24 protein-coding genes and 2 tRNA genes are annotated in these 24743 nt (G+C 45.8%); 14 read left to right on the top strand and 12 right to left on the bottom strand.

Annotation, left to right across the window (positions count from 1 at the left end):
- Positions 1-181 precede the first annotated feature (181 nt).
- The 5 genes from ACZOTW_RS03870 to ACZOTW_RS03850 all read right to left on the bottom strand — a co-directional run bounded on the left by ACZOTW_RS03870 (position 182) and on the right by ACZOTW_RS03850 (position 4832).
- Positions 182-1291, bottom strand: coding sequence for a GNAT family N-acetyltransferase (locus tag ACZOTW_RS03870; RefSeq protein ID WP_483997538.1), 1110 nt, complete (start codon positions 1289-1291; stop codon positions 182-184).
- A 61-nt stretch (positions 1292-1352) separates the two neighbouring features.
- Positions 1353-2543, bottom strand: a complete 1191-nt coding sequence (locus tag ACZOTW_RS03865; RefSeq protein WP_177748714.1) for an aminotransferase class I/II-fold pyridoxal phosphate-dependent enzyme — start codon at positions 2541-2543, stop codon at positions 1353-1355.
- Between the two features lie 54 nt (positions 2544-2597).
- Complete coding sequence (gene rfaE2, locus ACZOTW_RS03860) at positions 2598-3062, bottom strand: D-glycero-beta-D-manno-heptose 1-phosphate adenylyltransferase (RefSeq protein ID WP_428045059.1); 465 nt, start codon at positions 3060-3062, stop codon at positions 2598-2600.
- Positions 3046-4437, bottom strand: a complete 1392-nt coding sequence (gene accC, locus ACZOTW_RS03855) for an acetyl-CoA carboxylase biotin carboxylase subunit (protein WP_483997537.1) — start codon at positions 4435-4437, stop codon at positions 3046-3048. Before accC ends, rfaE2 begins: the two co-directional genes overlap by 17 nt.
- 11 nt (positions 4438-4448) lie before the next feature.
- Positions 4449-4832 carry an acetyl-CoA carboxylase biotin carboxyl carrier protein gene (locus tag ACZOTW_RS03850; protein WP_428064258.1) on the bottom strand — a complete coding sequence of 128 codons (384 nt, stop codon included), beginning with the start codon at positions 4830-4832 and terminating at the stop codon, positions 4449-4451.
- 124 nt (positions 4833-4956) lie between these two features.
- On the opposite strand from ACZOTW_RS03850, the gene ACZOTW_RS03845 reads away from it, so the two are divergent.
- Complete coding sequence (locus tag ACZOTW_RS03845) at positions 4957-5430, top strand: TspO/MBR family protein (RefSeq protein WP_483997536.1); 474 nt, start codon at positions 4957-4959, stop codon at positions 5428-5430.
- Between the two features lie 51 nt (positions 5431-5481).
- On the opposite strand, the gene ACZOTW_RS03840 is transcribed toward ACZOTW_RS03845, so the two are convergent.
- On the bottom strand, positions 5482-5739 hold the full coding sequence (locus ACZOTW_RS03840) for a hypothetical protein (RefSeq protein WP_177748703.1): 258 nt from the start codon (positions 5737-5739) through the stop codon (positions 5482-5484).
- Positions 5740-6100: 361 nt separating this feature from the next.
- Here ACZOTW_RS03840 and ACZOTW_RS03835 point away from each other — a divergent pair, with 361 nt between their 5' ends.
- From ACZOTW_RS03835 to ACZOTW_RS03825, 3 genes are all read left to right on the top strand, one after another.
- Positions 6101-8161, top strand: coding sequence for a ribonucleoside triphosphate reductase (locus tag ACZOTW_RS03835; protein WP_483997535.1), 2061 nt, complete (start codon positions 6101-6103; stop codon positions 8159-8161).
- Positions 8162-8317: 156 nt separating this feature from the next.
- Positions 8318-8524, top strand: a complete 207-nt coding sequence (gene nrdD / locus ACZOTW_RS03830) for an anaerobic ribonucleoside-triphosphate reductase (RefSeq protein ID WP_428039569.1) — start codon at positions 8318-8320, stop codon at positions 8522-8524.
- A 29-nt stretch (positions 8525-8553) separates the two neighbouring features.
- Complete coding sequence (locus tag ACZOTW_RS03825) at positions 8554-9177, top strand: anaerobic ribonucleoside-triphosphate reductase activating protein (protein ID WP_428037743.1); 624 nt, start codon at positions 8554-8556, stop codon at positions 9175-9177.
- 159 nt (positions 9178-9336) lie between these two features.
- Here ACZOTW_RS03825 and ACZOTW_RS03820 read toward each other — a convergent pair whose 3' ends face one another.
- Positions 9337-10128: a hypothetical protein gene (locus ACZOTW_RS03820; RefSeq protein WP_483997534.1), complete on the bottom strand. Its 792-nt coding sequence runs from the start codon at positions 10126-10128 to the stop codon at positions 9337-9339.
- Positions 10129-10231: 103 nt separating this feature from the next.
- On the bottom strand, positions 10232-11437 hold the full coding sequence (locus ACZOTW_RS03815; RefSeq protein ID WP_483997533.1) for an aminopeptidase: 1206 nt from the start codon (positions 11435-11437) through the stop codon (positions 10232-10234).
- 63 nt (positions 11438-11500) lie between these two features.
- On the opposite strand from ACZOTW_RS03815, the gene ACZOTW_RS03810 reads away from it, so the two are divergent.
- From ACZOTW_RS03810 to ACZOTW_RS03795, 4 genes are all read left to right on the top strand, one after another.
- Entirely contained in the window at positions 11501-12259 is a 759-nt protein-coding gene (locus tag ACZOTW_RS03810) for a hypothetical protein (RefSeq protein WP_428039572.1), read from the top strand.
- Positions 12260-12769: 510 nt separating this feature from the next.
- Positions 12770-13243, top strand: coding sequence for a zinc-ribbon domain-containing protein (locus ACZOTW_RS03805; protein ID WP_483997532.1), 474 nt, complete (start codon positions 12770-12772; stop codon positions 13241-13243).
- 19 nt (positions 13244-13262) lie between these two features.
- A complete protein-coding gene (locus ACZOTW_RS03800) occupies positions 13263-13808 on the top strand; it encodes a uracil-DNA glycosylase family protein (RefSeq protein WP_483997531.1) in 546 nt (181 codons plus the stop codon).
- A gap of 1 nt (position 13809) precedes the next feature.
- Positions 13810-14727 (top strand): hypothetical protein, encoded by a 918-nt coding sequence (locus ACZOTW_RS03795; protein ID WP_483997530.1) that lies wholly within the window; start codon positions 13810-13812, stop codon positions 14725-14727.
- Between the two features lie 4 nt (positions 14728-14731).
- Here ACZOTW_RS03795 and ACZOTW_RS03790 read toward each other — a convergent pair whose 3' ends face one another.
- Positions 14732-14995 (bottom strand): hypothetical protein, encoded by a 264-nt coding sequence (locus ACZOTW_RS03790; protein WP_483997529.1) that lies wholly within the window; start codon positions 14993-14995, stop codon positions 14732-14734.
- Positions 14996-15090: 95 nt separating this feature from the next.
- Positions 15091-15174 (bottom strand) — tRNA-Leu (locus tag ACZOTW_RS03785).
- Between the two features lie 199 nt (positions 15175-15373).
- Here ACZOTW_RS03785 and ACZOTW_RS03780 point away from each other — a divergent pair.
- A complete protein-coding gene (locus ACZOTW_RS03780; RefSeq protein WP_483997528.1) occupies positions 15374-15964 on the top strand; it encodes an outer membrane beta-barrel protein in 591 nt (196 codons plus the stop codon).
- 197 nt (positions 15965-16161) lie between these two features.
- On the opposite strand, the gene ACZOTW_RS03775 is transcribed toward ACZOTW_RS03780, so the two are convergent.
- Positions 16162-16251: transfer RNA gene (locus tag ACZOTW_RS03775), tRNA-Ser, on the bottom strand.
- A 76-nt stretch (positions 16252-16327) separates the two neighbouring features.
- A complete protein-coding gene (locus tag ACZOTW_RS03770) occupies positions 16328-16594 on the bottom strand; it encodes a hypothetical protein (protein ID WP_428039577.1) in 267 nt (88 codons plus the stop codon).
- Positions 16595-16704: 110 nt separating this feature from the next.
- Here ACZOTW_RS03770 and ACZOTW_RS03765 point away from each other — a divergent pair, with 110 nt between their 5' ends.
- The 5 genes from ACZOTW_RS03765 (at position 16705) to rdgB (ending at position 24735) form a co-directional block, all read left to right on the top strand.
- Positions 16705-18360: a phosphoethanolamine transferase gene (locus tag ACZOTW_RS03765; RefSeq protein WP_483997527.1), complete on the top strand. Its 1656-nt coding sequence runs from the start codon at positions 16705-16707 to the stop codon at positions 18358-18360.
- A gap of 124 nt (positions 18361-18484) precedes the next feature.
- A complete protein-coding gene (locus ACZOTW_RS03760) occupies positions 18485-21196 on the top strand; it encodes a valine--tRNA ligase (RefSeq protein ID WP_483997526.1) in 2712 nt (903 codons plus the stop codon).
- A complete protein-coding gene (pepT, locus tag ACZOTW_RS03755) occupies positions 21196-22560 on the top strand; it encodes a peptidase T (RefSeq protein ID WP_483997525.1) in 1365 nt (454 codons plus the stop codon). Before ACZOTW_RS03760 ends, pepT (ACZOTW_RS03755) begins: the two co-directional genes overlap by 1 nt.
- 145 nt (positions 22561-22705) lie before the next feature.
- Positions 22706-24106 carry a tripeptide aminopeptidase PepT gene (pepT, locus tag ACZOTW_RS03750; protein ID WP_177748657.1) on the top strand — a complete coding sequence of 467 codons (1401 nt, stop codon included), beginning with the start codon at positions 22706-22708 and terminating at the stop codon, positions 24104-24106.
- 14 nt (positions 24107-24120) lie between these two features.
- Entirely contained in the window at positions 24121-24735 is a 615-nt protein-coding gene (gene rdgB, locus ACZOTW_RS03745) for an RdgB/HAM1 family non-canonical purine NTP pyrophosphatase (RefSeq protein WP_177748766.1), read from the top strand.
- Positions 24736-24743: the final 8 nt, after the last annotated feature.

Here is a 24743-nt window from a genome sequence, read left to right as displayed (position 1 = left end):
CGTAAAGTGGGGTAAACACGGAGCGCTTTAAGACGAAGACGCCCCAGCCGGAGTACCCGGCGGGGCGTCCACTCTAAACAGATTTCATCCGTCCGGACGCGGGAGGGGACCCGCTATCCCGGGCAACACACTAAAAGGGTTTCGTTTTCCGTGGGAGGAAGCGAAACCCTTTTATGTGAGTTTACAAACTTTTTTGGTACAGCCTGTACCGCTTACTGGTATGACAGCCGCACTCCGTAATTCCGCGGATAATACCATCATTATCTTCCAGCACCCACGACAGTTCCGCTTCGTTCCAAACGGCTACCCCGTGGTCAATAATGTGCTTAATCAAAATCAGGTCAATACCGCGCTTTCTAAATTCAGGCGCCACGCCCAACATAATCAGGCGCGCATCTTTAATTTTGCGCCAAGCCAAGAGTGCCTTGATGATACGCCACGGATTAGCCAGGGAACCTTTTAATTCTTTAAGCGCGTGGTTCATATTCGGAATAGCAATATAAAACCCCGCCGCAACCCCATCCACTTCCAATACACAAGTTCCTTCCGGCCGGACAATTAGTTTTAATTCGTTCACCACATCCGCCATTTCCTGTTTGCTCATTGGCACAAAGCCCCAATTTTCCGCCCACGCCTTATTGTAAATTTCGCGGATGATTTCGGCCTCTGCTTCCAAATTTTTGAGGTTCAGCCTCCTCAAAGTAATACCGTGCCCGCGCGAACAACGCGCACAAACCTTTAAAAACCGTTCGGAAAATTTGTCGTCTTTACTGCGTTCAAAGGCGAGCAGGTCCTTAATTTTTCCATATCCGGCCTTTTCAATTAACTCCATATAATAAGGATAATTATAGGGCATCATAATAGCGGGCATACTGTCAAAGCCGTCGGCCAGCAAGCCGTAAATATGGTTGCTGTCCGGATTAGCCGGACCACGCACCGCCGTTACACCCTTGGCACGGAGCCAATCTTCTGCCGCCTGAAAAAGCGCAGCCGCAACATTTCTATCATTGATGACATCAAAAAAGCCGAAAAAACCAATATTTTCGTGATGATATTCGTTATGTTCTTTATTCAAAATGGCGGCAATACGCCCAACGGCTTTTCCGTCTTGGTATGCCATAAACAGAGCGCGCTCGTTCTTCGTCCAAAAGACGTTATTCAAGCGCAATAACTTTTTAGTATCGGCCTTTAACTCCCCCACCCAATACGGGTCATTTTTGTATAATTCAAACGGAAAATTGACAAAAGAGTCCAACTCTTTATCCGCTATTTGATGTATTTCCACACGCATATTTTCCTCTCTCTAAAAAAGAAACCCCGGCCATAGCGACCGGGGTCATACTGGTAACAAACTATTTAATCACACCTACCGCACGGCCTGCTTTTGCAAAAGCATCAATAATTTGGGCAACGTGTTCGTCGGTGTGTGTTGCCATAAGCGTTAAACGCATAAGCGCGTGGCCCGGAGGCACGGCAGGGCTGACCACCGGGTTAGAAAAAATACCCAACTCGTGCAAGGCGCGCCACATTTTAAAGCAGTTTTCGTTGCTACCAACGTGTACCGGCAAAATCGGTGTGGTACTGGTACCCAAATCGTAGCCTAAATCTTCCAAGCCTTTTTTGAGTTTGGCTGTTAAACGGAACAGATTGTCGCGGCGGGAGGTGTCGTTTTCAATCAGTTCCAACGCCTTGGTGATAGAGGCCACACAGGCCGGCGGCAATGCGGCAGAAAAAATCTGGCTGCGGGCATTGTGGCGGATGTAATGAATAATATCCGCATCGCCAACGACAAAACCGCCAACAGTAGCAAAGGTTTTGGAGCAAGTGCCGACCACTAAATCCACTTCGCCGTTTTCCAAGCCGAAATATTCGCAAGTACCGCGGCCCGTTTTACCGATGATACCCGTCGCGTGCGCATCATCCACCATCACACGGGCGCCGTATTTTTTAGCAATTTTGACAATTTCCGGCAATGGACAAATGTCCCCTTCCATACTAAAAACACCGTCCACAATAATCAGTTTGCCGGCCTCGGCGGGCAGTTTGGAAATAACGCGCTCCAAATCGCCCGGTTCGTTGTGTTTAAAACGCACCATTTCGCCGTCAGAAAGTTTAATACCGTCCAAAATACTGGCGTGGTCTAATTTATCCACAATCGCGTAGTCGCCCTTTTTAACGAGGCACGACACGACGCCCAAATTCATCTGATATCCGGTAGAAAAGATAAGCCCGGCTTCTTTACGTTTAAATTTAGCAATTCGCGCTTCCAAGGCATCGGCGGCTTTGGTGTTGCCGTTTAAAAAGCGGGAGCCGGCACATCCGGTACCGTATTTTAAAGCGGCTTCGGCGGCGGCTTTTTTCATTTCGGGGTCATCTGCCAAGCCTAAATAGTTGTTAGAACCGGCCATAATGTATTTTTTGCCGCCCAACACCACCTCCGGCCCTTGCGCAGATTCAATCGGCTGAAAATAGCCGTAAATACCCAAGCGCATAGCCAGTTTGGCGTCTTTGTAGTTTTTGCATTTCTCAAAAATATCAGACATATTTTATCCTCTTGACACAACAACCGCGCCGCAGCCCGCAAGCCGCAAAGCGGTTTATTTACTTACCTTGTTAATAATATTGGTGGTGGAACGACCTTTAAGCAAAGGGAAACGCACCACTTTCTTTGCAAATTCACGGCCGACAATTTCGTCGGTCTTATAGTCGCCGCCCTTTACCAACACATCCGGACGAACGATTTTAATTAGATTATACGGTGTGTCTTCTTCAAAAATACTGACGGCGGATACGCTTTCCAATCCCGCCAATACCAAGGCTCTGTCGGCCTGGGTATTTACCGGACGGGTTGGCCCTTTTAAGCGGCGCACGGAAGCATCGCTGTTGAGCCCAACCACCAGCACATCACCCTTGGAGCGGGAAAACTCCAACACGCTAACGTGCCCGGCGTGCAAAATATCAAAACAACCGTTTGTAAAAACGATTTTTTTGCCTTCCTCACGGGCGGCCTCTACAAATTTTTTAAGCGCGCGCGGGCCTAAGATTTTATTTTTTGCCTTCACCTTGTTCCTTCTCCTGCGCCATCATCCGTTCAATAAGGCCCGTATCCATATTCCCTTTTATAAAGTCCGGGTTATTGACGATTTTTTGGTGGAACGGAATTGTGGTTTTGACACCGTCAATCAAAAATTCGCCCAAGCAACGGCGGCAGCGGGCAAGCAAGTGTTCGCGGTCCGGCGCGGTAACAATCAGTTTGGCAATCAAACTGTCGTAATAACTGGGAATGGTGTAACCCGTGTACATATGGCTGTCCACGCGCACACCCAACCCGCCAGAAGGAATCCACTCGGTAATAGTGCCGGGGCACGGCGTAAAATTATGTTCGCTGTCTTCGGCGTTAATGCGGTGCTCAATCGCGTGGCATTTGATAACCGCCGCGTCCTTTTGCGTAATGTGGAGCGGTTCCCCCTGCGCAATCTGCAACTGCATTTTGACGAGGTCCTGTCCGCAGACGGATTCCGTTACCGGGTGTTCCACCTGCAAACGGGTGTTTACTTCCATAAAATAAAATTCTTTATTTTGAGCCATCAAAAACTCTACCGTACCGACACCGCGGTATTCGGCCGCTTTTACCAATTTGCAAGCGGCCTCTTGGAGTTTTTGGCGGGTTACCGCGTCCACAAACGGGGACGGAGATTCTTCCACCAGTTTCTGGTGGCGGCGCTGCATACTGCAATCACGCTCCGCAAACGCCACGACGTTCCCATAGTTATCGGCGGCTACCTGCACTTCAATATGGCGCGGGTTCAAAACGAGTTTTTCAAAATATACGCGGTCATCACCAAAGTTGGCGCGGGCTTCACCCTGCGCGGTTTCCATCATCAGTTCCAAATCTTCTTCTTTTAGGCACGCGCGCATACCTTTGCCGCCGCCGCCCAAAGAGGCTTTAATCATAATCGGAAAACCGATTTTGCGGGCTACTTCGCGGAAATTTTTACCTACAATGCCGGCTGAGCCGGGAGTAATCGGCACTCCGGCGCGCACGGCAATTTCACGCGCGGTAGATTTAACACCCAACATTTCAATAGCGTGCGCGGTCGGCCCGATGAACATCATACCGGCCTTGGTAACAGCCGTGGCAAAATCCGCATTTTCAGACAGAAAGCCATACCCGGGGTGAACGGCATCTGCTCCGGTAATTTTTCCGGCGGTAACAATAGCATCTATATTTAAATAACTTAAAGGGGAGGGAGCCGCACCGATACAAACGGCTTCGTCAGCCATACGGACGTGCAGACAGTTGCGGTCGGCTTCCGAATAAATAGCCACGGACTTAATGCCCATTTCTTTTAAAGTGCGGATAACACGCAACGCAATTTCGCCACGGTTGGCAATCAAAACTTTTTTAAAGGGAGTAATTTTAATGTTAGCAGACATGGGTTATGCTCCTATTTGGCTGCCTGCTCAATAAAAAATAACGGTAAACCAAATTCCACGGGAGCGCCGTCTTTGGCGGTTACTATACGCAATTTTCCGGACACAGGGGCCGTTACTTTATGCTTTTGGGAAACGGTTTCCACCACGCCCAAGGAATCGCCTTCTTTTACAGTTTGGCCCTCTTTCAGTGCCAAGTTTTTGCCTTTTTCAGCCGCGTGATAAATACCGACAGCCGGAGAAGTTACCGCCGTAAGCGAGCATTCAAAATGCGCAGGCTCCGGCAAGGCTTCTTGGGTTTTAACTTCAATACAATCGCCGTCTTTTTCGTAGCAAAATTCGGCTAAATCGGTGGTTTTGAGCCAATCGGTAATTTCCGTAATGAGTTTGGTGTCCATAATGTCCTCAATATATAAATAAAATACGTTTAGTTTATTTTACCATTTTTATAAACCGAACAACACGCTTTTATAACCTTTTTTTCACCTTGGGCGATGCCACGCAAAATGATACGGTAAAAATATGAAAAATATTTACAGAACTTTTTTACCGCTCTTATTCTGGCTTTTGCTCTGCCAGTTGCCCGCCTTGCCCGGCGGCCATGTAGTAAAACAAAATTTGGTTTGGTATCACGGGCTTACCAAGCCACCGCTCGTACCGCCGGATATCGTTTTTGGAATGGTGTGGAGTATTCTTTATCTGTTTTTGGGGATAAGCGCCTTTCTTCTTTTCCGCAAAGGTTTACAAAACCATAAGAAAACAGCCGTTTTATTTATTATCCAACTGGCTCTTAATATGTGGTGGACACCTGTTTTCTTCGGCCTGCACGAATTACAACCGGCCCTGCTGTTGCTAGTGGTAATGTTAGCAGAAACATTTTGGCTATGGAAGGAAGCCCGTTTAAAAAATGGTTTAGCCGCACTTTTGTTGGTTCCTTATGCAGGCTGGTTAGGATTTGCTTGTTATTTAAATTTTGGTTTTTGGTTGCTTAACTAGCAAAAAGCCCCGGGTATCCAAACCGGGGCTTTTGCAAAAAGAATAAACGCATTAGCGGTTGCGGTAATGGCGCACCAAATCAAGGCCTACTTTCATTACCTTGTAAAAGGTTGAATCCAAAAGTGTGGAAACATTGTCAATTAAATCAAACGCACTTTTGGTTTTATCTACATTTTCAGCAGCAGAAACCGCCAAATATTCTACGGCTTCGGCTGTGCGGGTAATTTGCAAAAATGTCCGCACCGCAAAAACGACCAACACCACAAAGGCAACTACCGCTACAAGCACACACCATTGGTAAAAGTCCATATAATTCCCCCCTTTTTCCTTTTTCTTTATTAAAACTTTTTGCCCGGCGTTCGTCAAGTCCCGCAAAAAAGGCTAAAAAACAAGCAAGAAAACCGCGCCGTTTTCCCTTATTTTTTAGGAGTTATCTAATTTATTATTGACAAAGCACCCGCTTATTAGTAATAATTACTATTAACAAGCCTGGCTGCCAGCCTGCCAAGGACAAGGCAAAAGAGCGTTTTTTCCGTCGGAGGGCTTCATTTTTAGGCTTGTGGCAAAATCGGTTTTAAGACGAGATTTGCATTTTTAGTCCGTTTTTGCCAAAATTTTAAAAGTCGTTAGTTTATTTAGCGGCGAATTATTCTACCAGGATTACACTATTATGGAAAACTCCGAAGTTATTACCCGTATCGTAAAAAGAGATGGTACGACACAGCATTTTGACTCTAAAAAGATTACCCGCGCCATTACCAAGGCCGCCGAGGCAACCGGCGAATTTGACGCTGAAACCGCCAAAAAATTAACGATTCGCGCCATTAACATTATCCAACAACTTTATTCCGACACCGTTCCCAATGTGGAAAATGTACAGGATATTGTGGAAGATGTGCTTTTAACATCAAATTATCATAAAACAGCCAAAGCCTATATTCTGTACCGCGACCAGCACGCCCGTATGCGTGAAATTTCTTCCAAATTTAACGTAGATTTGGTGGACCAGTATTTGCAAAAGATTGACTGGCAGGTAAACGAAAACAGCAATATGGGCTACTCCTTGCAGGGGTTAAACAACTATATTTCCTCCGAAATCAGTAAGGTCTATTGGCTCAATAAAATCTATCCCGAAAACGTCCGCCGTATGCACAGCGAGGGTGATTTTCACTTGCACGATTTAGGATTGTTGGGTGCTTACTGTGTCGGTTGGGACTTGCAAGACCTGCTTTTAAGCGGTTTTACGGGCGTAGTCGGCAAGGCTGAAAGTAAACCTGCCAAGCACTTACGCACCGCATTAGGCCAAGTGGTAAACTTCTTTTACACCTTACAGGGCGAAAGTGCGGGGGCGCAGGCTTTCAGCAACTTTGATACCTTGCTCGCGCCGTTTATCTACTACGATAAACTTTCTTACAATGATGTAAAACAAGCCTTACAGGAATTTTTGTTTAACGTAAACGTGCCCACCCGCGTAGGGTTCCAAACACCGTTTACCAACTTAACGTTGGACTTAACCGTACCGTCCTACTACAAGGACCAGCCGGTTATTATCGGCGGTAAATTGCAGGATAAAACTTACGGCGAATTCCAAGCGGAAATGGATATGTTGAACCGCGCGTTCTGCGAAGTAATGCTCGCGGGTGATGCCAAAGGCCGCGTGTTTACGTTCCCGATTCCGACGTATAACATTACCAAAGATTTTGATTGGGACAACCCCAAACTTACCCCTCTGTGGGAAATGACAGCCAAATATGGTATCCCGTACTTTGCCAACTTTATCAATTCCGATATGAACCCCGAAGATGCGCGTTCTATGTGCTGCCGCTTACGCATTGATAACCGCGAACTGCGCAAACGCGGCGGCGGGCTCTTTGGTTCTGCCCCGTTGACCGGCTCTATCGGCGTAGTAACCATCAACTTGCCCCGGCTGGGTTATTTGGCCAAAGACGAAAAAGACTTTTTCGCCCTCTTAAAAGACCGTATGGAAGTAGCCAAAACCAGTTTGGAAATCAAACGCAAAATTATTGAGCGCTTTACGAAAGGGAATCTCTATCCGTATATGAGTTTCTATCTGCGCTCGGTGCGCCAACGCTTTGGCGAATTTTGGAAGAACCACTTTTCCACCATCGGGCTTGTCGGCTTAAATGATGCGACCGTCAACCTGTTGGGCGAAGATATCGGCACCGAAAAAGGCAAAAAATTTGCCGAGGACGTGCTGACCTATATGCGCGAAACGCTTGTAAAATTCCAGGAAGAAACCGGCAACAATTATAACTTGGAAGCCACTCCGGCGGAAGGGACCTCCTACCGTTTGGCTAAACTGGATAAAGAGCGCTACCCCGAAATCATCTGCGCCGATGAAGAATTGTACAAGCAAGGCCATCAGCCTTTCTACACCAACTCTTCGCAGTTGCCCGTCAACTATACGGATGATGTGTTTGAAATGTTGGACTTGCAAAGCACTATCCAATCCAAATACACCGGCGGCACGGTGCAACATATCTTTACAGGGGAAAAGATTAAAGACTTGGAAGCGATGAAGAAATTCATCAAAACCGTCTGTGAAAAGTACACATTACCCTACTTTTCCATTACCCCTACGTTCAGCGTCTGCCCCAAGTGCGGCTACATTGAAGGCGAACACTTTGAATGCCCCAAATGCAAAGCCGAACGGATGCAGGAACTGGAACACAAAATTAAACTGTTGGAAGAACAGTTATACAGCAAATAGATCTGTAAGATATTACCTTTTTTGGGTTACTTTGCCCGTCAAAGATAACCCAAAAAAGCGGTTGCGGCCGGCGCTGTAAAGTGCCATAATAAAAGTAACGGGTTTTCACGGGCCCGTTCCCGTCAACATAGGTTATTAATCGTCAGGAGACACACAATGACTGCACAGGAAAAACAAGTAGTTGAAAACAAAATCTCGGAACTTAAAAAAGAATTGAACGACGTTCACGGTTCCAAATGCGAAGTTTATTCCAGAGTGGTAGGCTATCTGCGCCCCGTACAAAACTGGAACAAAGGCAAAAAAGAAGAATTTGCAATGAGAAAAACGATGCACGTCGGTTGCTCTTGCGGCTGTGATAAATAATTTTTTGCTTTGAACGCAACGGATTCGGTATGAAGATAGGCGGATTATTAAAATTTACATTGATTGACTTTCCCGGACGGCCAGCCGCGGTAGTTTTTACGCAAGGGTGTAACTTTCGTTGCCGCTACTGCCACAATCCGGAATTGGTCTATCCGCATATGTTCGCCGAACCCGTTGCCGAAGAAGAAATAGACGCCTTTTTAAAGCGCCGCCAAGGCACACTGGAAGGGATTGTGGTATCCGGCGGGGAACCCACCCTGCACGAAGATTTACCGCAGTTTCTAGCCAAATTAAAAGGGATGGGATATGCCACCAAGTTGGACACCAATGGTACCCGCCCGGAAGTGCTAAAACAATTAATTCAAGGCAAACTGTTGGATTTTATTGCTATGGATTTAAAGGCTCCGCTGGAAAAATATTCACTCATCACGGGAGTGGATTTTAATCCGGCGGTGTTGCGCGAATCTATGAAATTAATTGTGGAAAGCGGGCTTGGGTACGAATTCCGTACCACCTATGACAAGGAAGTGCTGACCGATACCGACATTGCGGCTATCACGCAATTGACTGACGGCAAGCACTACCGCGTACAGGAATGTCTGCCCGTCGCCAAAGAAAAGGCCGCCTTAAAAGTTTTGCATACCGAGTTATAGAATTTATTTCTATTACAAAAACGCGCTTTCGGGCGCGTTTTTTTATGGTTTTTTAGGGGTTTTATCCGCAATAATTTCCCCATTTTTTAATCTGTCTGACTACAAAAAAACCGCCTGGAACGGTTATTGTTCCAAGCGGTTTCTGTGAAAAAAAGGCTATTATTTAGCACCCAAGCGGACCAAATTGTCGCGGAAATCAAACAAATCGTCCTGTACCGGGCCTTGTAAGGTAATGGCATACTCGTTGATGATATCCAACGGTTTTACCGTACCCCAAGAGGTTTTAATCGGCTTTACAAATTCCTTCGCCATAGCCGGGCCCAACTGCGGGTTCTTTTGCAACTGGGCGTTAAATTCGTCCATCGGGTTCATCATACTTTGCAAAATCCAGTTAGCATTAAGTTCCTTGGTGCCACTTACAAACTTACGAAACGCCACCACCGATTCGGCATACGCTTTCGGCAATTTGTTATTTACCGTCACCACATCATATGTATTTAAAGCGTTTACCAAAGCGGTATAGAACGCATCAAATTTCACTTGTTCGCTTTGGGACAAGTTAATCGTTTCCATACGCAAGTAACTTTCAAGCGTTAAGAAATAAGAACCGTTGGCAATCGCCACCGGGCGGTTAATGAATTTGGCAACCTGCGCCGCGGCTTCCGGCGATTTGGTTTGCAGTTTCATAAAGGTTACACGAACTTCATCCATTACCTGAAAGATGTAGTTAAAATCGTGGTATTGTCTGCCTTTAACCGCCTGGGCAAAAGTGTCATAGGCTTCCAGCACGCGGGTCGCTTCGCCAATAGAGGCAGGGGCCTGGGTCGCAATAGTTGCGGCAATCGCCTTGCTTAGTTGCGAATCCAGCGCACCGTTTTTCTCAATTCTCTTTTGAGCAAAGGCCCCTGTTGTCAGCAACAACGCAAGGGCTACTGTTAAAAATCTTTTCATAGTTTTCTCTCCTTTTTTTTAAGTAACTTCCTTATTATTAGTTTAAAATAATACAACCTTTTTTACCAGGGTCTTTGGACCTAGGCCCAAGGGGCAAAAGGTCCTAGTATTTAAATTGGCCCTTTTCATATACCGTAACCAAAGAGCCGTCCTTTAAGCGGGCCGTAACCTTTTTGTCCTCGGTGTTGATTAAATCCCAATGGAGGGAAGAATCGTTAAAGCCCAGTTTTTCTTTTTCGGCCTTAGTCAGTTTATCTTGCGGGCCGGTGTAGGTATCTGCATAACTGGCTCCGACGGCAACGTGGCAATTACCGTATTTGCCGCCAAAGTTTTCATCATACAAGATATCTGCCATAAACTTGGTAATTTTGGAAAAGCGTCTGTCTGTCAACGAAAACTCGCCGATTTGCGCCGCGCCTTTATCCATAGCCAGCATTTTACGCACAAAAGCCGCGCCTTGCTCCGCATCTGCCTTGACGGCGCGCCCGTCTTTAAATTCCAAGCGCACCCCTTTTACATAATTACCGCTCCGGTAAGAGGACAAATCGGCAAAATACACTCCGCGCGTACCGCGCCAATCGGGTGATGTAAAAATTTCAAAAGACGGGATATTGCACCCTCCGCCTGCTACAAAGCGGCGTTTTTCGCCCAAAAGCACTTCAAAATCCATTGATTTAGACTCAATATGCAAGGTACGAATCGGCAAGTTGGAAAGCCAATCGCCGATTTCGGTAACGGCTTGGGCTACCTCTTGCCATTTTGTAACAGGGTCCTTTTCGTTCAAAAAACAGGCACGGGCAATTTGCGCGGCATATTCCTTGCCGGAAAGTCCCGCGCGCTTGGCAAGTTCAGCCGTCGGGTAATTGCATAACGTCCACGCGAAGAAACCCTTTTGTTCCCGCACATCTAAAATTTCGCGCAAGGGTTTATGCGCCACCGCACTTTTGGCAATGCGCGAAGGGTCCACTTTTTTTAAGTGAGTTAAATCCTCCGGCGCGCGCAAGGAAATCAAGCCGTTAATGCCACCTTGAAATTCTTTTTCGCCCGGGGCCAAAAAGGCCAGTTGCTTGTCATCAGCCAAAGAGTAGAAAGTTTTAGAAAAATTTTCCGGCGCGTTCCAACGCAACACAACGTGGTAGCGTTTTTCCAACAATTTGGTATAAATTTGCTCTGCCAAGGGCCGAGCGGAAAAATCACTACGCAAAAGCACCGTATCATACGGTTTAAATTTTCCGTTTTTGCGGGCTGATTCCATCGCCCATATCATTACATCGGCATATTTTTCGTTTTGCTTCTTGGTAAAAAACATTTTATGTTTCCCCCTATCTTATATTAATGTTATAATACAAAATATAATATCCCGAGTAAAAAAATGAAAAAATTATTACTTTTTATCTTTACGTTTTTCTGCTTCTGCCCCGCTTGGGCGGACGTATCTCCCAAGCCGGAAATGGAATTTTCGTTCATCTACGAAACCGCAACCAAACCGGCCATTGACCCCTTGCACAGCGAGCAAATCCAATGTGAGGATAACCAATGTCTTTCTGCCAAACCGCTAGGCTCCTACGGCTTGCAAAAATTACGCTGTACGGAAAACACTTGTTTTTCTATTGCGTACGATTACGAGCCTTTCCAAAAGTTGGTTATTGCGTTTGCAGACGGCTCCAAACGCGAAAGCCAGGTGTTTGCCGCGCCGGACACCTTGCGGGCACATTTTAACGTAAAAGTTGGCGCGGATACGCTAGACGTTACCCCTGCGGGTTTGGCGGAAAATGTCGGCCCTTGGGCGCGCCGGGATGCGTGGACCTCACTCGCCGTTATTTTAATTTTGGAACTCTTGGCTGCGGCGGCTTTTTTAAACTATACGCAAAAGAGTTTCACTATTTTGTACAGCGTGGGGTTAGCAAATTTGCTTACAACGGCAGCCTCGTGGATTTTGCTGGTGCGGTATGTAAAGGAAACGGCGCTTTTGTGGATTTTCTGCCTGTTGGCGGAGACACTCATCATCCGTCTAATGAACCGCAAAAAAATATCCCTTCACGATGCGTTTATGTTAAGTTTAACCACCAATGTAACCAGTTATTCGCTAGGACTGATGATATCCTTTGTGATAGCACCGTTACTCTTTTAAAAATTAACCCCGCCCGGTGCGGGGTCTTTTACGGGCAAATAAAGGAAAGCTGTTGGTGCGCTTCCCTGTATAACCCTTCTAAAATAATATATATAGTTGATAGAAAGAACAGAAAAAATTCTCGGAATAGATTGCCACAATATACCCAAATGTTTTATAATACTGATAAATTGTTAGTAGTTGGAGAAATGTAATTTGCAAAATAAGCCTTAAACGCGGCTTATATATAATTTTATTCTGTTTTTGGAACCGTATGTAGAATACGGTGCGCTATTGGGATACCAACGGCACATGAACACTCCAAAAACAGCCGATTTAGACAGAGTACGCTCGAACTGATCCCTTGGGTGTACTCTGTCGAGTGCTTCCTGCCATATTTTATATATGGCGGGGGCCACGGCTGTTATTATTTGGGTTAGTGTTCATGGCTCAAATATAACAGCCGTTTTTATTTGCCTACTTTTGCTTCTTGTTATAGTTGAGCCTGAAAAATAATAAGGAGATAATATCATGGCGTTAATTAAATGTAAAGAATGCGGAAAAGAATATTCTGATAGGGCTGAGGTTTGCCCTAATTGCGGTTACAGCGAGAAAAAAGCAAAGGAAAAAGAAACTCTTTGCGTAAGTTCATCCAGAAAAAATAAATATGCGGCGGGTGCTTTTACACTGCTCTTCTGGTTTGTTGGTGGGCAATATATTTACCTCGGTTTAGAAAAAAAAGCAACTTGGTATGCGGCTTGTGCACAAGCCTTAATCTATATAAGCATAATCGCGCCCGCATTTTGGATATTGTTGCTGGTTCCTATTATACAGAGTATTTTGTTTTGCGCTATGCCGCAAGAAAAGTTCAATGCAAAATATAACAGAAAAGACTCCCCCAGAATTTCTGTCGGCAGATTGCCGCTAGTATTTTTAGGAATTTTGATTAGATGCTTCCTAATTAATACTGTACTCTTCTTTATATTAAGCGTAATTTTGGGATAAATATTAAAAAGGAATAAAAATGAAACATAAATTTTTATCTAGAAAACTCAACCCGGAGACGGAAATTTTGATTGTCGGAACATTTAATCCTGATGTTTCCAAAAATCCCGCCAATTTCTTTTACAGCCGGGGCCACACCAGTTTTTGGGAATTAATGTCTGCCATTTTTGGGGAGAAATGTTTAAGATACAGCGAGAAACAAGAAAAAGAAGATTTCATAAAACGGCATAAAATAGATTTTGCCGATTTAATTGAGGAAATTGATATAGCTGCGCAAGATCTTTCCTCTTATAAAGATATAACCCTTGATGAGAATTGGAATGTGGTAAAATGCAAAAATCTTCCGCAGGAAATTTCTCATTTGAATAAACTAAAAAAAGTTTGTTTTACGCGAAGAACATTTCAGCATATTCCAAATATTCAAAAAAAGGTGGAAGAGTTGGAACGCTGGTGTAAAAACAAGGGAATTGAATTTAGTTGTCTAACCACTCCCGCAAACTATGGGAAGGTGGATGCCGAGACGCGATTTAACGAATGGAAAAACTTTTTTCAGGAGATAAAATAATATGAAAAAAATGTTTATTTTATGTGTACTCATCAGTACATTATGCGCCTGTAACACTATGCAAGGACTACGAGTACATAACGAAGCCCCTGTGGGAAAGCAGCAAATTAACGGCGGGCTATATTACAACGACCGGCAGGCCATTGGCCACGACGACCAAGTAAAACATAAAGTAATAGATAAAACCCACGCCCAGATTGAAATTCCCGTACAATATCAGGAAACAATGGCGCCACTTTCCAAGCGACTACCCGATAGTTTAAAAGAAGCCCTAAAAGAATATGATTTAAACTCCGTCGGCAAATGCACCTATCCCGGCTCTTTAACAAAACAGGCTCTCACGTTGGATTTGAATTATAAACAAATAGAGGGTGGGGAAGAATTGCTATTATTGTCCGTTTTTATATGGCCATTGTTGCCTTTGACCGTGCCTGCTTATATTTACAACAATACCGGGATAGAGTTGAAGGAGCAAGGAGCGTTCTCCATCGCAAATCCTTTTGAATCCCTCAATGAGAAAAATTTGGGCGTTCAGATAAGTTATGAAGCGGAACCAAAAGAAATGGTTTTGTCTTGTGACAGAAAATCCTGCGCAGTGCAAGACAAACAAGGAAATCCAGTAAATAAAATCAATATAATCAAAAAAATGTCGGTTAATCAAAAAAGAATTAAACAATTACTGGACGCGGAAGCCGCCGCAGCCGCCAAAAGAAAACGTCAAAAAGAGGAGCAAGCCAAAGAAGATGCCAGAATGCGGAAGCAAAGCGACAGAATTTGCCCCCAATTATATGATGAATGGTGGGGTAGTGGCAATTTGCAATACCGCAAAAGCGATGTGATTGCCGTCCATCGTTGGGCTAAGCGATGGCAGTCCTATGAATGCGATTCTTGGCTACAAAGAACAATCGGAGGTTATTAAGTTATTAAGTTTTTTTGGCATACCAATGAAACTCCCCGGGCTTATGCCCGGGGTTTTTAGTGGTTAAAAGTAAAGTCCCTACGCGCACCAAGCAGTTGGTGCGCTTCCCCGTATAAAATGAAAATGCCACCTGAACGGTGGCTTCTAATCTTTTACCGGGGAAAGATACTTCCCTACGGTCTTTTTCCTGACGGAAAAAGCCTTCGGGCCGGGCCTCGCGGTTTTCGCCTTGCGCGATGCGGTACTTTTTGCGCGCAAACTCAAACATCGCTCCGGCCTTCAAGTCCCTACGCGCACCAAGCAGTTGGTGCGCTTCCCCGTATAAAATAAAAATGCCACCTAAATGGTGGCTTCTAAATCTTTTACCGGGGAAGGGACTTGAACCCTTAAGCCCGTGCGGGCAATAGTTTTTGAGACTATCCTGTATACCAATTCCAGCACCCCGGCATAAATCTTACATATTTATTTTAGCAAATTTATTTAAAAAAGAAAATATTTCTTTTTAGTTTTCTCCATTTTCCTTAAAATACCAAGGAAATTACCCTTCGTGCTTTTCTTGTTTTGGCACGCTCATATAAAAAGAGTTATTCTAAGTTAATCAGATTGGGGTATTTAATAAGGGATTATTAGTTGTTAAAATATATTTATGAAACATTTGTTGCTTCTCGCTTTGCTCTTATTTTCTGTTTCATCATATGCTCAAATTTACCGTGCCGAACAGGGTACACCTGTTAATTTTTCCCGTTTAGAAGTTTCCGTCGGTATGGGATTGGCCTCCTCTTCTTTGCAAGACCCGTCCGGCGACACCATCATCCACGATAAAAACTTTACAGATTTCCGCCTATTATACGGCCTTTCCTCTCGCTTTGCCCTAGGCCCGGCAATTTATTTTAGCAAGAAGCAAGACAACCAACCGCTGATTTCCTCGTACAAAACCCGCCGCTTGGGCGTACTGGGCAAATTCAATTTATCGCCTAATACTACTCCGCGCTCGTATGCGGTAGCAGAAGCCGGCGCAATGAAAAGGTCTCTTTCTTATTTGCGGTCGTTGGAAGATTCTTCCACAAGCCCTTACTTAATGTTCGGGCTGGGAACAGAGGTTGATATTTACAGCGGTTTTTTCTTGGGATTAGAAGGACAAGTATCTTATTTTTTTAAAGACAAACTAGGGCCTTTCTTTCAGTTAAACTCCCCGTGGGAAGCCTCTTTTACACTCCGTACCGGATTTCACTTTTAGCCATTAAAAAACACCCTTTCGGGTGCTTTTTAAATTCATACTACAAGAGAAATTTCATTTTACGTCTAACTGCCCTCGGTTTTATTCCTAATAAAAGATTGGGAGTTTTCAAAATAAAAAGCCCTAATTCTAGGTGTTAGCGCGGAGGTATCCGACCGAGCAAACAACAAAGAAGTAAGACTTTTTAGTAAGAAAACTGGCGGAGAGGGAGAGATTCGAACTCTCGATACGGTTTCCCGTATGCAGTCTTTCCAGGACTGTGCCTTAAACCGCTCGGCCACCTCTCCAAAATCGGTGTGCGATCTGATGACTACCTGTTTATTATAGCAAAAAAAGAAGCAGAAGGAAAAGATTTCGTTGAAATTAGCGTTTAAATGTACGCACTTGGAAGCCCAACACCCGCCCGATAAGCATTAGCGGCACCACCACTAACAGGCTAAATGCCGCCACGAGAAGCGTCATTATAAATCCGAGTGCCAATACTAAAACACCGCCGAAAATTCCTCCGTTATCGCCTTTTCGGCGTGCGGAGTCCTTGGGGGTATGTTCTCCCCCAATGGGGTTGCCGTTTTCGTCCAAAATTTCCGGCTCTATAATTTCTTCCGTGCGGACCAGGTCTTTATTTTCCATACTTATATTATGGCATAATCGGGGCCATTTGCACAGCCCGCACCGGCCAGGCAGGCATTTTTCCAAATTTAGTAAAATATAAGTATATATTAAAACAGGAATATCTAAAAATGAGAAAACTACTCTCTCTGCTTGCCCGCAGACCCGAAGTCCCCGCTACCCGCTTGGTGGCTATATTATCCGCCTATTTCTTGGTACTAATGAACATCAGTTTTTGGCGTTTTGTTTTTACGCATATCAGCATATCCGGCTTTACGGACGGAGTGTTTTTACTGTCCTTACCTGTGCTGGTTTTTACCATTATTTATGCAGCCTTTTGCATACTGCTATTGCCGTATGTGGGCAAACCGCTGATGGTACTGTTGCTGGTTGTATCGGCAGCGGTAAACTATTTAACCTATCAGTTTGGCGTGTTTATTGATGCGGATATGATTCGCAACACCTTTGAAACAAACCCCGGAGAAGTAAAAGATTTAATTACCCTGCGTTCCGTTTCGTGGCTGGTTCTATTGGGCATTTTGCCATCGCTTATTTTGTGCCGCGTAAAAATTATTTTTAAACCCTTTTTAAAAGAATTGACCGGACGCTTGGCCCGCGTGGGCATTTTGCTTTTGTGCCTTTTGATATTAACACCGTTTGTATATAAAGAATACGCTTCTTTCGGGCGCAACAACCGCCAAGTGCGCCGCTTGGTAATTCCGCACAATTATATTTATGCCACCATACGTTATTTCCAGATAGAAGCCCAGCACCGCCGACCGTTTACAACGTTGGATAAAGATGCCAAACATATTCCGTATCCGGATGAAAAGAAAACGGTGTTTGTACTGGTTTTGGGAGAAACAGCCCGCGCGCAAAATTTCTCGTTAAACGGATATGAACGGAAAACCAACCCGCGGCTAGCCAAAGAAGATATCGTTAATTTTCCACACGTTACGTCCGCCGGCACGGCTACGGCTGTTTCTGTACCGGCTATTTTTTCGTTTGTTTCACGCAATGATTTTAACCCCACGGATGCGCGCTATACCGAAAACCTGTTGGATTTGTTACAGCAAACGGGCTACAAAGTCTTTTGGCTGGAAAATGATAACGGATGTAAAGGGGTTTGCACCCGCGTACCTAACAAAGAAATGGACGTAAAAAATAAAAAATTTTGCGACGGGCTTTATTGCCACGACGAAATTATGTTAGGTGAACTGCGTGATTATTTAAAAAACTCCAAGGACGAGCACCTGTTTATCGTTCTGCACACTATCGGAAGCCACGGACCGACGTATTTCCGCCGTTATCCCAAGGAGTTCAAAAAATTCACCCCCACCTGCGACACGGAAGAAATACAAACCTGCACGCGGGAACAAATTGTCAATACTTACGACAACACCATTTTGTATGCGGACCATATTTCCGCCAGTGTGATTGATATCTTAAAGGAACACCCCAAATGGGAATCCGGGATGATGTATGTATCCGACCACGGGGAATCATTAGGCGAAAACGGTGTCTATTTGCACGGACTTCCGTATGCGATTGCCCCCGAAACGCAAACCCGCGTGCCAATGGTAATCTGGATGAGTAATACAATGAAGGAAGCCGACCATATTGATTACGCGTGCCTGAAAAAGAAAGCCGCCGAAGGGAAATTCTCGCACGATAATATATCCCACTCGCTTTTAACATTAATGGAATTGCAAAGCAAAGTGTACGACCCCAAATTAGACATCTTTGATTCGTGCCGCACTTTACCGCTTCCGCAAGAACAAAAATAATTTTTCCCCCGGGACTGTCCCCGGGGTTTTTTATGCCGTGCCGTGGGGCGGCATAATTGGTAAAATATATATAGGTTACGCGTGAAGTCACATCACGCAAATTCAAAAAACCGAGGAAGAATTTATGTTACCCAAAGCGTATGAACCGCAAGAAGTAGAACAAAAACTGGCCGACAAATGGCAAAATGCCAAATTATTTGCCGCTAAAAATGATAAAACTAAAAAACCTTTTGTTATTGTTATCCCGCCGCCTAACATTACGGGGGCTCTCCATATGGGGCACGCCTCAACCAATACTTTACAAGATGTTTTAATCCGCGCCCACCGTATGTTTGGCGAGGACGCCTATTGGGTACCGGGTACGGACCACGGCGGCATTGCCACGCAAAACGTCATTGAAAAGAAACTGGCCAAAGAACAACACAAATCCCGCCACGACCTGGGCCGCGAAGCCTTTGTGCAAACCGTTTGGGATTGGTATAAGGAATGCGGCAACGCTATTTTCAACCAGTTCCGCAAAATGGGCTGGGCGTTGGATTTGTCCGATATCCGCTTTACGATGGACGAAAAACGCGCGCAAGCCGTTTACGAGTGTTTCCGCCAATGGTGGGAAAAGAAATATATTTACCGGGGCAAACGCTTAATCAACTGGTGCGTGCGCTGTTCTACGGCGCTTTCCGATATTGAAGTGGAACACGAACAGCACGCGGGCAAATTGTGGTACTTGCGCTATAAAGGCGAAGACGGTTCCGACGGTATTATTATTGCTACCACGCGCCCGGAAACCATTTATGCTGATGCTGCCATTGCCGTCAACCCCAAAGACGAACGCTATAAAGATATGGTGGGCAAAAAAGTAATTATCCCGCTTGCCAACCGCGCTATTCCGATTATTGCTGATGAAGCCGTAGAACTCGGCTTCGGTACCGGTGCTTTAAAAATTACCCCGGCGCACGATGCCACCGACTACGAAGTCGGCCAGCGCCACAATCTGCCCATTATGACCGTTATCAACGATAAAGGCAAAATGATTAACTGCCCCGAAAAATATTTGGGTATGGACCGCGAACTCTGCCGGAAAGAAACGGTAAAAGATTTGGAAGAGGCGGGACTTCTTGTAAAAGAAGAAAAATATAATAATGCCGTTTCCACTTGCTACCGCTGCCACAGCCCTATTGAGCCTTTTATGAGCGAACAATGGTTTGTAAAAATGGATAAACTGGCCGCCCCGGCTATTAAAGCCGCGGAATCGGGCGAATTGCAATTTCACCCGGCCAGTTGGAAAAACCCGTTTTTGGGCTGGCTTAAAAACATACAGGATTGGTGCATTTCCCGTCAAATCTGGTGGGGCCACCGTATTCCGGTGTGGTATTGCCGCCATTGCAGCGAAAAAGGCCTTACTTTTGCCACCGACCAACAAGGCCACGAACAATTAACCAAGGTATCGTTTGAAGACGGTGCTAAACCGATTGTTTCCTTTAAAAAGCCCGAAAAATGCCCCATTTGCGGCGGACACGATTTGGTGCAGGACCCCGACGTGTTAGACACTTGGTTCTCCTCTGCCTTGTGGCCGATGTCGGTATTCGGTTGGCCGGAAAAAACGCCCGAAATGGAACACTTTTATCCCACCAGCGTAATGGTAACCGGATACGAAATCTTGTATCTGTGGGTGGCCCGTATGGTAATGACCGGGCTTGATTTTACGGGCAAATTGCCCTTTAAAGACGTGTATTTGAACGGGATTATCCGCGATAAGCGCGGTAAAAAAATGTCCAAGTCCCTGGGCAACGTCATTGACCCCTTGGATATGACCGCCAAATACGGCACGGACGCGGTGCGCTTCTCGCTCTTAATGCAGGCCGTTCCCAGCAAAGATATTCCTTATTCCGAAGAAAGCATTACAGGCGCACGCAACTTCTGCAACAAGATTTACAACGCCTCCCGCTTTATCTTAATGAATATGGAAGGCTTAACAGGCCCGCTCAAAATGCCGGCGCACGTTACGGAATTGGCCGACCAATGGATTTTGGACCGCTATACCAATGCTATCAAAACCGCACGCGAAGGCATTGAAAAATACAACCTCGCGTTGACCGCAAATACCCTTTACCACTTTTTGTGGGGCGATTTTTGCGATTGGTATGTGGAACTGGCCAAGCAACGCTTCCAAACGGCGGAAAAAGAACAGGTTATGGCGCTTTGCGTACATATTTTGTACGGCACGTTAAAGGCCTTACACCCGTTAATTCCCTACATCACGGAAGAAATTGCCGCCTCCTTGCGCCCTTATGTCGGCGAAACGGAAGAATTTTTGCTAAACCAGTCTTATCCGGAATTTAACCCGGTACTGGTAAACGCCGAAGCCGTAGCCAAAATGCAGGCCGTACAGAATGTTACGCGCGAAATCCGCACGATCCGCGCCCAGTTCAATGTGCCGCCCGGCCTCAAAATTGCAGCCGTGTTATCCGCCAAAGACGAGACTGATTTGGCTGTTGTAAAGGCCTATGAGGGCTACATTAAATTAATGGCTAAAATTGAAAATTTGGATATCGGCATTAATTTAGCAAAACCCAAACAAACGGCTACTGCGGTGGCGGACAATATTGCCATTTATGTACCGCTTACCGGGTTAATTGACTTTGAAAAGGAAAAGAAACGCTTGGAAAAGGACCTCGCTATTGCCAAGGCCAACATTGCATCACGCGAAGCGCGCCTGTCCCAAGAAAGTTTCATTAAAAACGCACCCAAAGAGCAAGTGGAAAAAACCAAAAACGAACTGGCCGCCGCCCGCCTTACCTTGGCGCAGGTTACGGCTTCGTTGGAGGATTTGGCCTAATGAACAAACTTTATGGTACAGTCGCGTGTGTGGCTGCCCTGTGCTTGCCGATTTTTGTGCAGGCACAGGATTTGGAGTGGAAAACCGTAACTAAATACAATAAAGCCGAGGCCAAAAAACAACTGACCGACCGCTTTACCAAGTACGTTACGTTTGATACGCAATCTAACGACCAAACAGATAAAGTGCCCAGCACGCCCGGCCAGGTAAAATTGGCTAAGGCTCTTGCCAAGGAACTCAAAAAATACGGCGCAAAAAACGTAAAGGTAGATGCCCACGCCATTGTTACCGGAGAAATCCCCGCCACCTCAGCAAACTCCTCTGCCGTAGTGGCATTTCTCGCGCATATGGATACGGCGTTGGAAGTTTCCGGCAAGGACGTCCAACCCCAGGTACATAAAAACTACCAAGGGGGCGATATCGTTATTAATGCCGAAAAAAAATTAGTTATTAATCCAGCCAATTCCCCCCAACTTTCCCGCGCACGCGGGCACGATATTATTACCGCTTCCGGCGGCACCTTGTTGGGTGCAGACGACAAAACGGGTATAGCCGTGATTATGACAATGGTGCAATACCTCTACGACCATCCTGAACTGGAACACGGCCTCATTAAAGTAGCCTTTACGCCGGATGAAGAAGTTGGAACGGGCGCCGGGAAAATGGACGTAGCCGCATTTGGGGCTGATTATGCCTATACGCTGGACGGAGGCGACCTAGGCCAACTGACAGACGAAACATTTAATGCCAAGTCCTTTACCGCCGTATTTAAGGGATTGCGCGCCGTACACCCCGGCGAAGCAATGAACTCCGCCTTTGCGGATAACCTGTTAATGGCTTCGGATTTTCACACACTCTTGCCGCGCCAAAGCCGCCCGGAAAACACAGCAGGACGCCGCGGTTTTATCTTGGTGGACTCCATTGTTACAAACGGAGACGAAAGCACGGTAAAAGGAATTATCCGCGCCTTTACCGACGAGGAGATGCAAGGCTTTGTAAGCGAAGTTACCCGCGCTTTTAATACCGTTAAAGCAATGAACTACAAAGGCACCGGCTTTGAACTTACGTTTGAAGACCAGTATAAAAATATGAAAACAGTTCTGCCCGCACAAGTAGTAAATTTGGCCGAAACGGCTATGCGTCAAGAGGATATTACACCTCGCCGTATGGCGGCACGCGGCGGAACGGACGGGTCCACCCTCTCGTTTATGGGGTTACCCACGCCGGATATTTTCTCCGGCCAGTATAATCTGCACAGCGAACGGGAATATGCCGATGTGGATGTAATGGAAGCCTCCCTGCGCACGGTGTTGCGGCTTATAACCTTGTGGGATATGCAACCTGTACCGCAAGCAGAAAAATAAAACTTTTAACCCCCGCTCCTGGCGGGGTTTTTATTTGCTCTCTTTGCATCTAATTAAGGTCCCAAGTTTTATTTAGGTCTTTTGGCCCTTGCAGTAAAAGAGGCAGATTCATAAAATAATAGTAATATCACTTAAAGGAGATTTTATGCCAATCAAACAGTTGTTCGCCGTTTTGTCCGTATTTGTTTTCGGCATTTCTTTTGCCAGCCAAGCCTATGCCGCTGTTGCCTGGCCTACCAACAATGCTCCGCGGGAACGCACCTATGTAAAAGATTCCGTACGCAAAAACCTGGGGCAAAAAAACGCCTCTTTGGCCGCTAAATACCGCACCACGATGCTAGACCGTTTTATGAAGTACACCACTTATGACAGCCAAAGCAGCGATGCCGCAGACATTACACCGGAACAAATTGAAACTGCAAAAAAACTCTATGCCGAAATCCAAAAATTCGGTTTTAAAACTACCTTATCCGAACATTACTATATTTATGTGGAAATTCCTTCCAATGTAAATTGGAAAACCCCGACTTTGGGTTTTAGTTGCCACTATGATACCACCCCCGATATCATCGGCAAAAACATCAAGGCGCAAAAAATCTCCAAATACGACGGGAAACCTATTCAACTGAAAGAGGGGCACACGCTGAGCGTGGAAACCGACCCGTATTTGAAAAAAATGATTGGTAAAACCATTGTTACCTCCGACGGAACAACTATGTTATCCGCCGACGATAAAGCCGGTGTTTCCGTTATTGTAACATTGATTCAGACTTTGGCGGAAAACCCGTCTAAAAAACACGGAAACATCCAAATCGTCATTACACCGAACGAGGACGTAGGCCGCTCGGCTGATTATATTGAAGAAACCCCCTATAACCCGGATATCGCCTTTGACTTTGACGGCGGCGTAAATGGCGAAGTGGTGGTGAGCAACTTCAATGCCGAAAAAGTAATTTACCGCGTGCACGGGATAAACGGACACCAGTCTATGGCTGCCGAAAACGGATACAGAAATGCTTGGAAACCCGCCTGCGAATTGGGTGCCGCCTGCTCCAAAGACGAATGGTTGCCCAACAACAGCCGCGGGCAACAGGGCTATGTGGAATTGCACCATATGGATATGAGCGACGGCAAAGTAAATGTAGCCGAATTGGATTTCCGCCTGCGCGATTTTCACCAACAAAACATTGACAACTGGAAGAATTATGCCGACAGCGTAGCCAAAGATATCAGCGCCAAATACGGTGTGAAAATTGAACGCGCTATTGCCAAACAATACGGCAACGTAGCCGAAAACATCCACCCGCAAGCGCACCAAGTGGTTGCCAACGCGCTTAAAAATGCAGGCGTAACACCGAACTTTAAAGAAGAACGCGCCGGGACAACAGCCTCTATGTTAATGCTTAAACTGGGCAAAGGGGCTTACACCGTCTTTACGGGGCAGAACAACCCCCACGCTTTTACCGAGTGGCTCAGTGAAGAAGATATGTATAAAGCCTACTTAGTGGCGCTGAATATGACCGACGAAGTCGTAATGATGAAATAAGGCGCAGAAGTTTGATGAAAATTTTAATTGCTACGGGTAATTCAAATAAGTTTAAAGAACTAATGGCTATTTTGCCCGTAAAAACTAAAAACGGAACCCCGATAGAATACGTCAGTTTGGCGGATTTTAAGGGGCTGACACTCCCGCCCGAAACGGGCCTAACGCTAGAAGACAATGCGGAAATAAAAGCCGTTTATGCTTCCCGCCAAACAGGGCTTCCGGCTATTTCGGACGATACGGGATTGGAAGTTAAATTTTTAAACGGCGCACCCGGCGTGCATACGGCCCGATACGCGGGGGAGCACGCCGACACGGACGATAACAACCGCAAATTGTTATCCGCCTTGGAAGGGCAGTTGCTTCCGCAGCGCGGAGCCAGTTTCCGCACCGTAGCCTGTTTGGCCACCCCGCAAGGGTGCGTACAAACCTTTGAAGGCTCGTTAGACGGCTACATTGGTTTTGGCTATCGCGGCGAAAACGGCTTTGGCTATGACCCGTTGTTTTTAGTGGGCGATAGCAAAAAAACCCTCGCGGAACTGACGGAAACAGAAAAAAATAAAATCAGCCACCGCGCCCGCGCTTTTGAAAAACTAGCCGAACGGCTGGTGCTGTTAAAACCGCAAAAATAAGTTGGATT

The sequence above is a fragment of the Candidatus Avelusimicrobium sp. genome (genome assembly GCF_056976295.1).
The sequence above is the reverse complement of the archived record's forward strand: the minus strand, read 5'-3'. Positions and strand labels throughout refer to the sequence as shown.

Bases quoted from the DNA above. Each gene is read 5' to 3' on its own strand.
- ACZOTW_RS03870 (WP_483997538.1), bottom strand. From the start codon at position 1,291: ATGCGTGTGGAAATACATCAAATAGCGGATAAAGAGTTGGACTCTTTT.
- ACZOTW_RS03865 (WP_177748714.1), bottom strand. From the start codon at position 2,543: ATGTCTGATATTTTTGAGAAATGCAAAAACTACAAAGACGCCAAACTG.
- accC (WP_483997537.1), bottom strand. From the start codon at position 4,437: ATGTCTGCTAACATTAAAATTACTCCCTTTAAAAAAGTTTTGATTGCC.
- ACZOTW_RS03850 (WP_428064258.1), bottom strand. From the start codon at position 4,832: ATGGACACCAAACTCATTACGGAAATTACCGATTGGCTCAAAACCACC.
- ACZOTW_RS03845 (WP_483997536.1), top strand. From the start codon at position 4,957: ATGAAAAATATTTACAGAACTTTTTTACCGCTCTTATTCTGGCTTTTG.
- ACZOTW_RS03840 (WP_177748703.1), bottom strand. From the start codon at position 5,739: ATGGACTTTTACCAATGGTGTGTGCTTGTAGCGGTAGTTGCCTTTGTG.
- ACZOTW_RS03835 (WP_483997535.1), top strand. From the start codon at position 6,101: ATGGAAAACTCCGAAGTTATTACCCGTATCGTAAAAAGAGATGGTACG.
- nrdD (WP_428039569.1), top strand. From the start codon at position 8,318: ATGACTGCACAGGAAAAACAAGTAGTTGAAAACAAAATCTCGGAACTT.
- ACZOTW_RS03825 (WP_428037743.1), top strand. From the start codon at position 8,554: ATGAAGATAGGCGGATTATTAAAATTTACATTGATTGACTTTCCCGGA.
- ACZOTW_RS03820 (WP_483997534.1), bottom strand. From the start codon at position 10,128: ATGAAAAGATTTTTAACAGTAGCCCTTGCGTTGTTGCTGACAACAGGG.
- ACZOTW_RS03815 (WP_483997533.1), bottom strand. From the start codon at position 11,437: ATGTTTTTTACCAAGAAGCAAAACGAAAAATATGCCGATGTAATGATA.
- ACZOTW_RS03810 (WP_428039572.1), top strand. From the start codon at position 11,501: ATGAAAAAATTATTACTTTTTATCTTTACGTTTTTCTGCTTCTGCCCC.
- ACZOTW_RS03805 (WP_483997532.1), top strand. From the start codon at position 12,770: ATGGCGTTAATTAAATGTAAAGAATGCGGAAAAGAATATTCTGATAGG.
- ACZOTW_RS03800 (WP_483997531.1), top strand. From the start codon at position 13,263: ATGAAACATAAATTTTTATCTAGAAAACTCAACCCGGAGACGGAAATT.
- ACZOTW_RS03795 (WP_483997530.1), top strand. From the start codon at position 13,810: ATGAAAAAAATGTTTATTTTATGTGTACTCATCAGTACATTATGCGCC.
- ACZOTW_RS03790 (WP_483997529.1), bottom strand. From the start codon at position 14,995: ATGTTTGAGTTTGCGCGCAAAAAGTACCGCATCGCGCAAGGCGAAAAC.
- ACZOTW_RS03780 (WP_483997528.1), top strand. From the start codon at position 15,374: ATGAAACATTTGTTGCTTCTCGCTTTGCTCTTATTTTCTGTTTCATCA.
- ACZOTW_RS03770 (WP_428039577.1), bottom strand. From the start codon at position 16,594: ATGGAAAATAAAGACCTGGTCCGCACGGAAGAAATTATAGAGCCGGAA.
- ACZOTW_RS03765 (WP_483997527.1), top strand. From the start codon at position 16,705: ATGAGAAAACTACTCTCTCTGCTTGCCCGCAGACCCGAAGTCCCCGCT.
- ACZOTW_RS03760 (WP_483997526.1), top strand. From the start codon at position 18,485: ATGTTACCCAAAGCGTATGAACCGCAAGAAGTAGAACAAAAACTGGCC.
- pepT (WP_483997525.1), top strand. From the start codon at position 21,196: ATGAACAAACTTTATGGTACAGTCGCGTGTGTGGCTGCCCTGTGCTTG.
- pepT (WP_177748657.1), top strand. From the start codon at position 22,706: ATGCCAATCAAACAGTTGTTCGCCGTTTTGTCCGTATTTGTTTTCGGC.
- rdgB (WP_177748766.1), top strand. From the start codon at position 24,121: ATGAAAATTTTAATTGCTACGGGTAATTCAAATAAGTTTAAAGAACTA.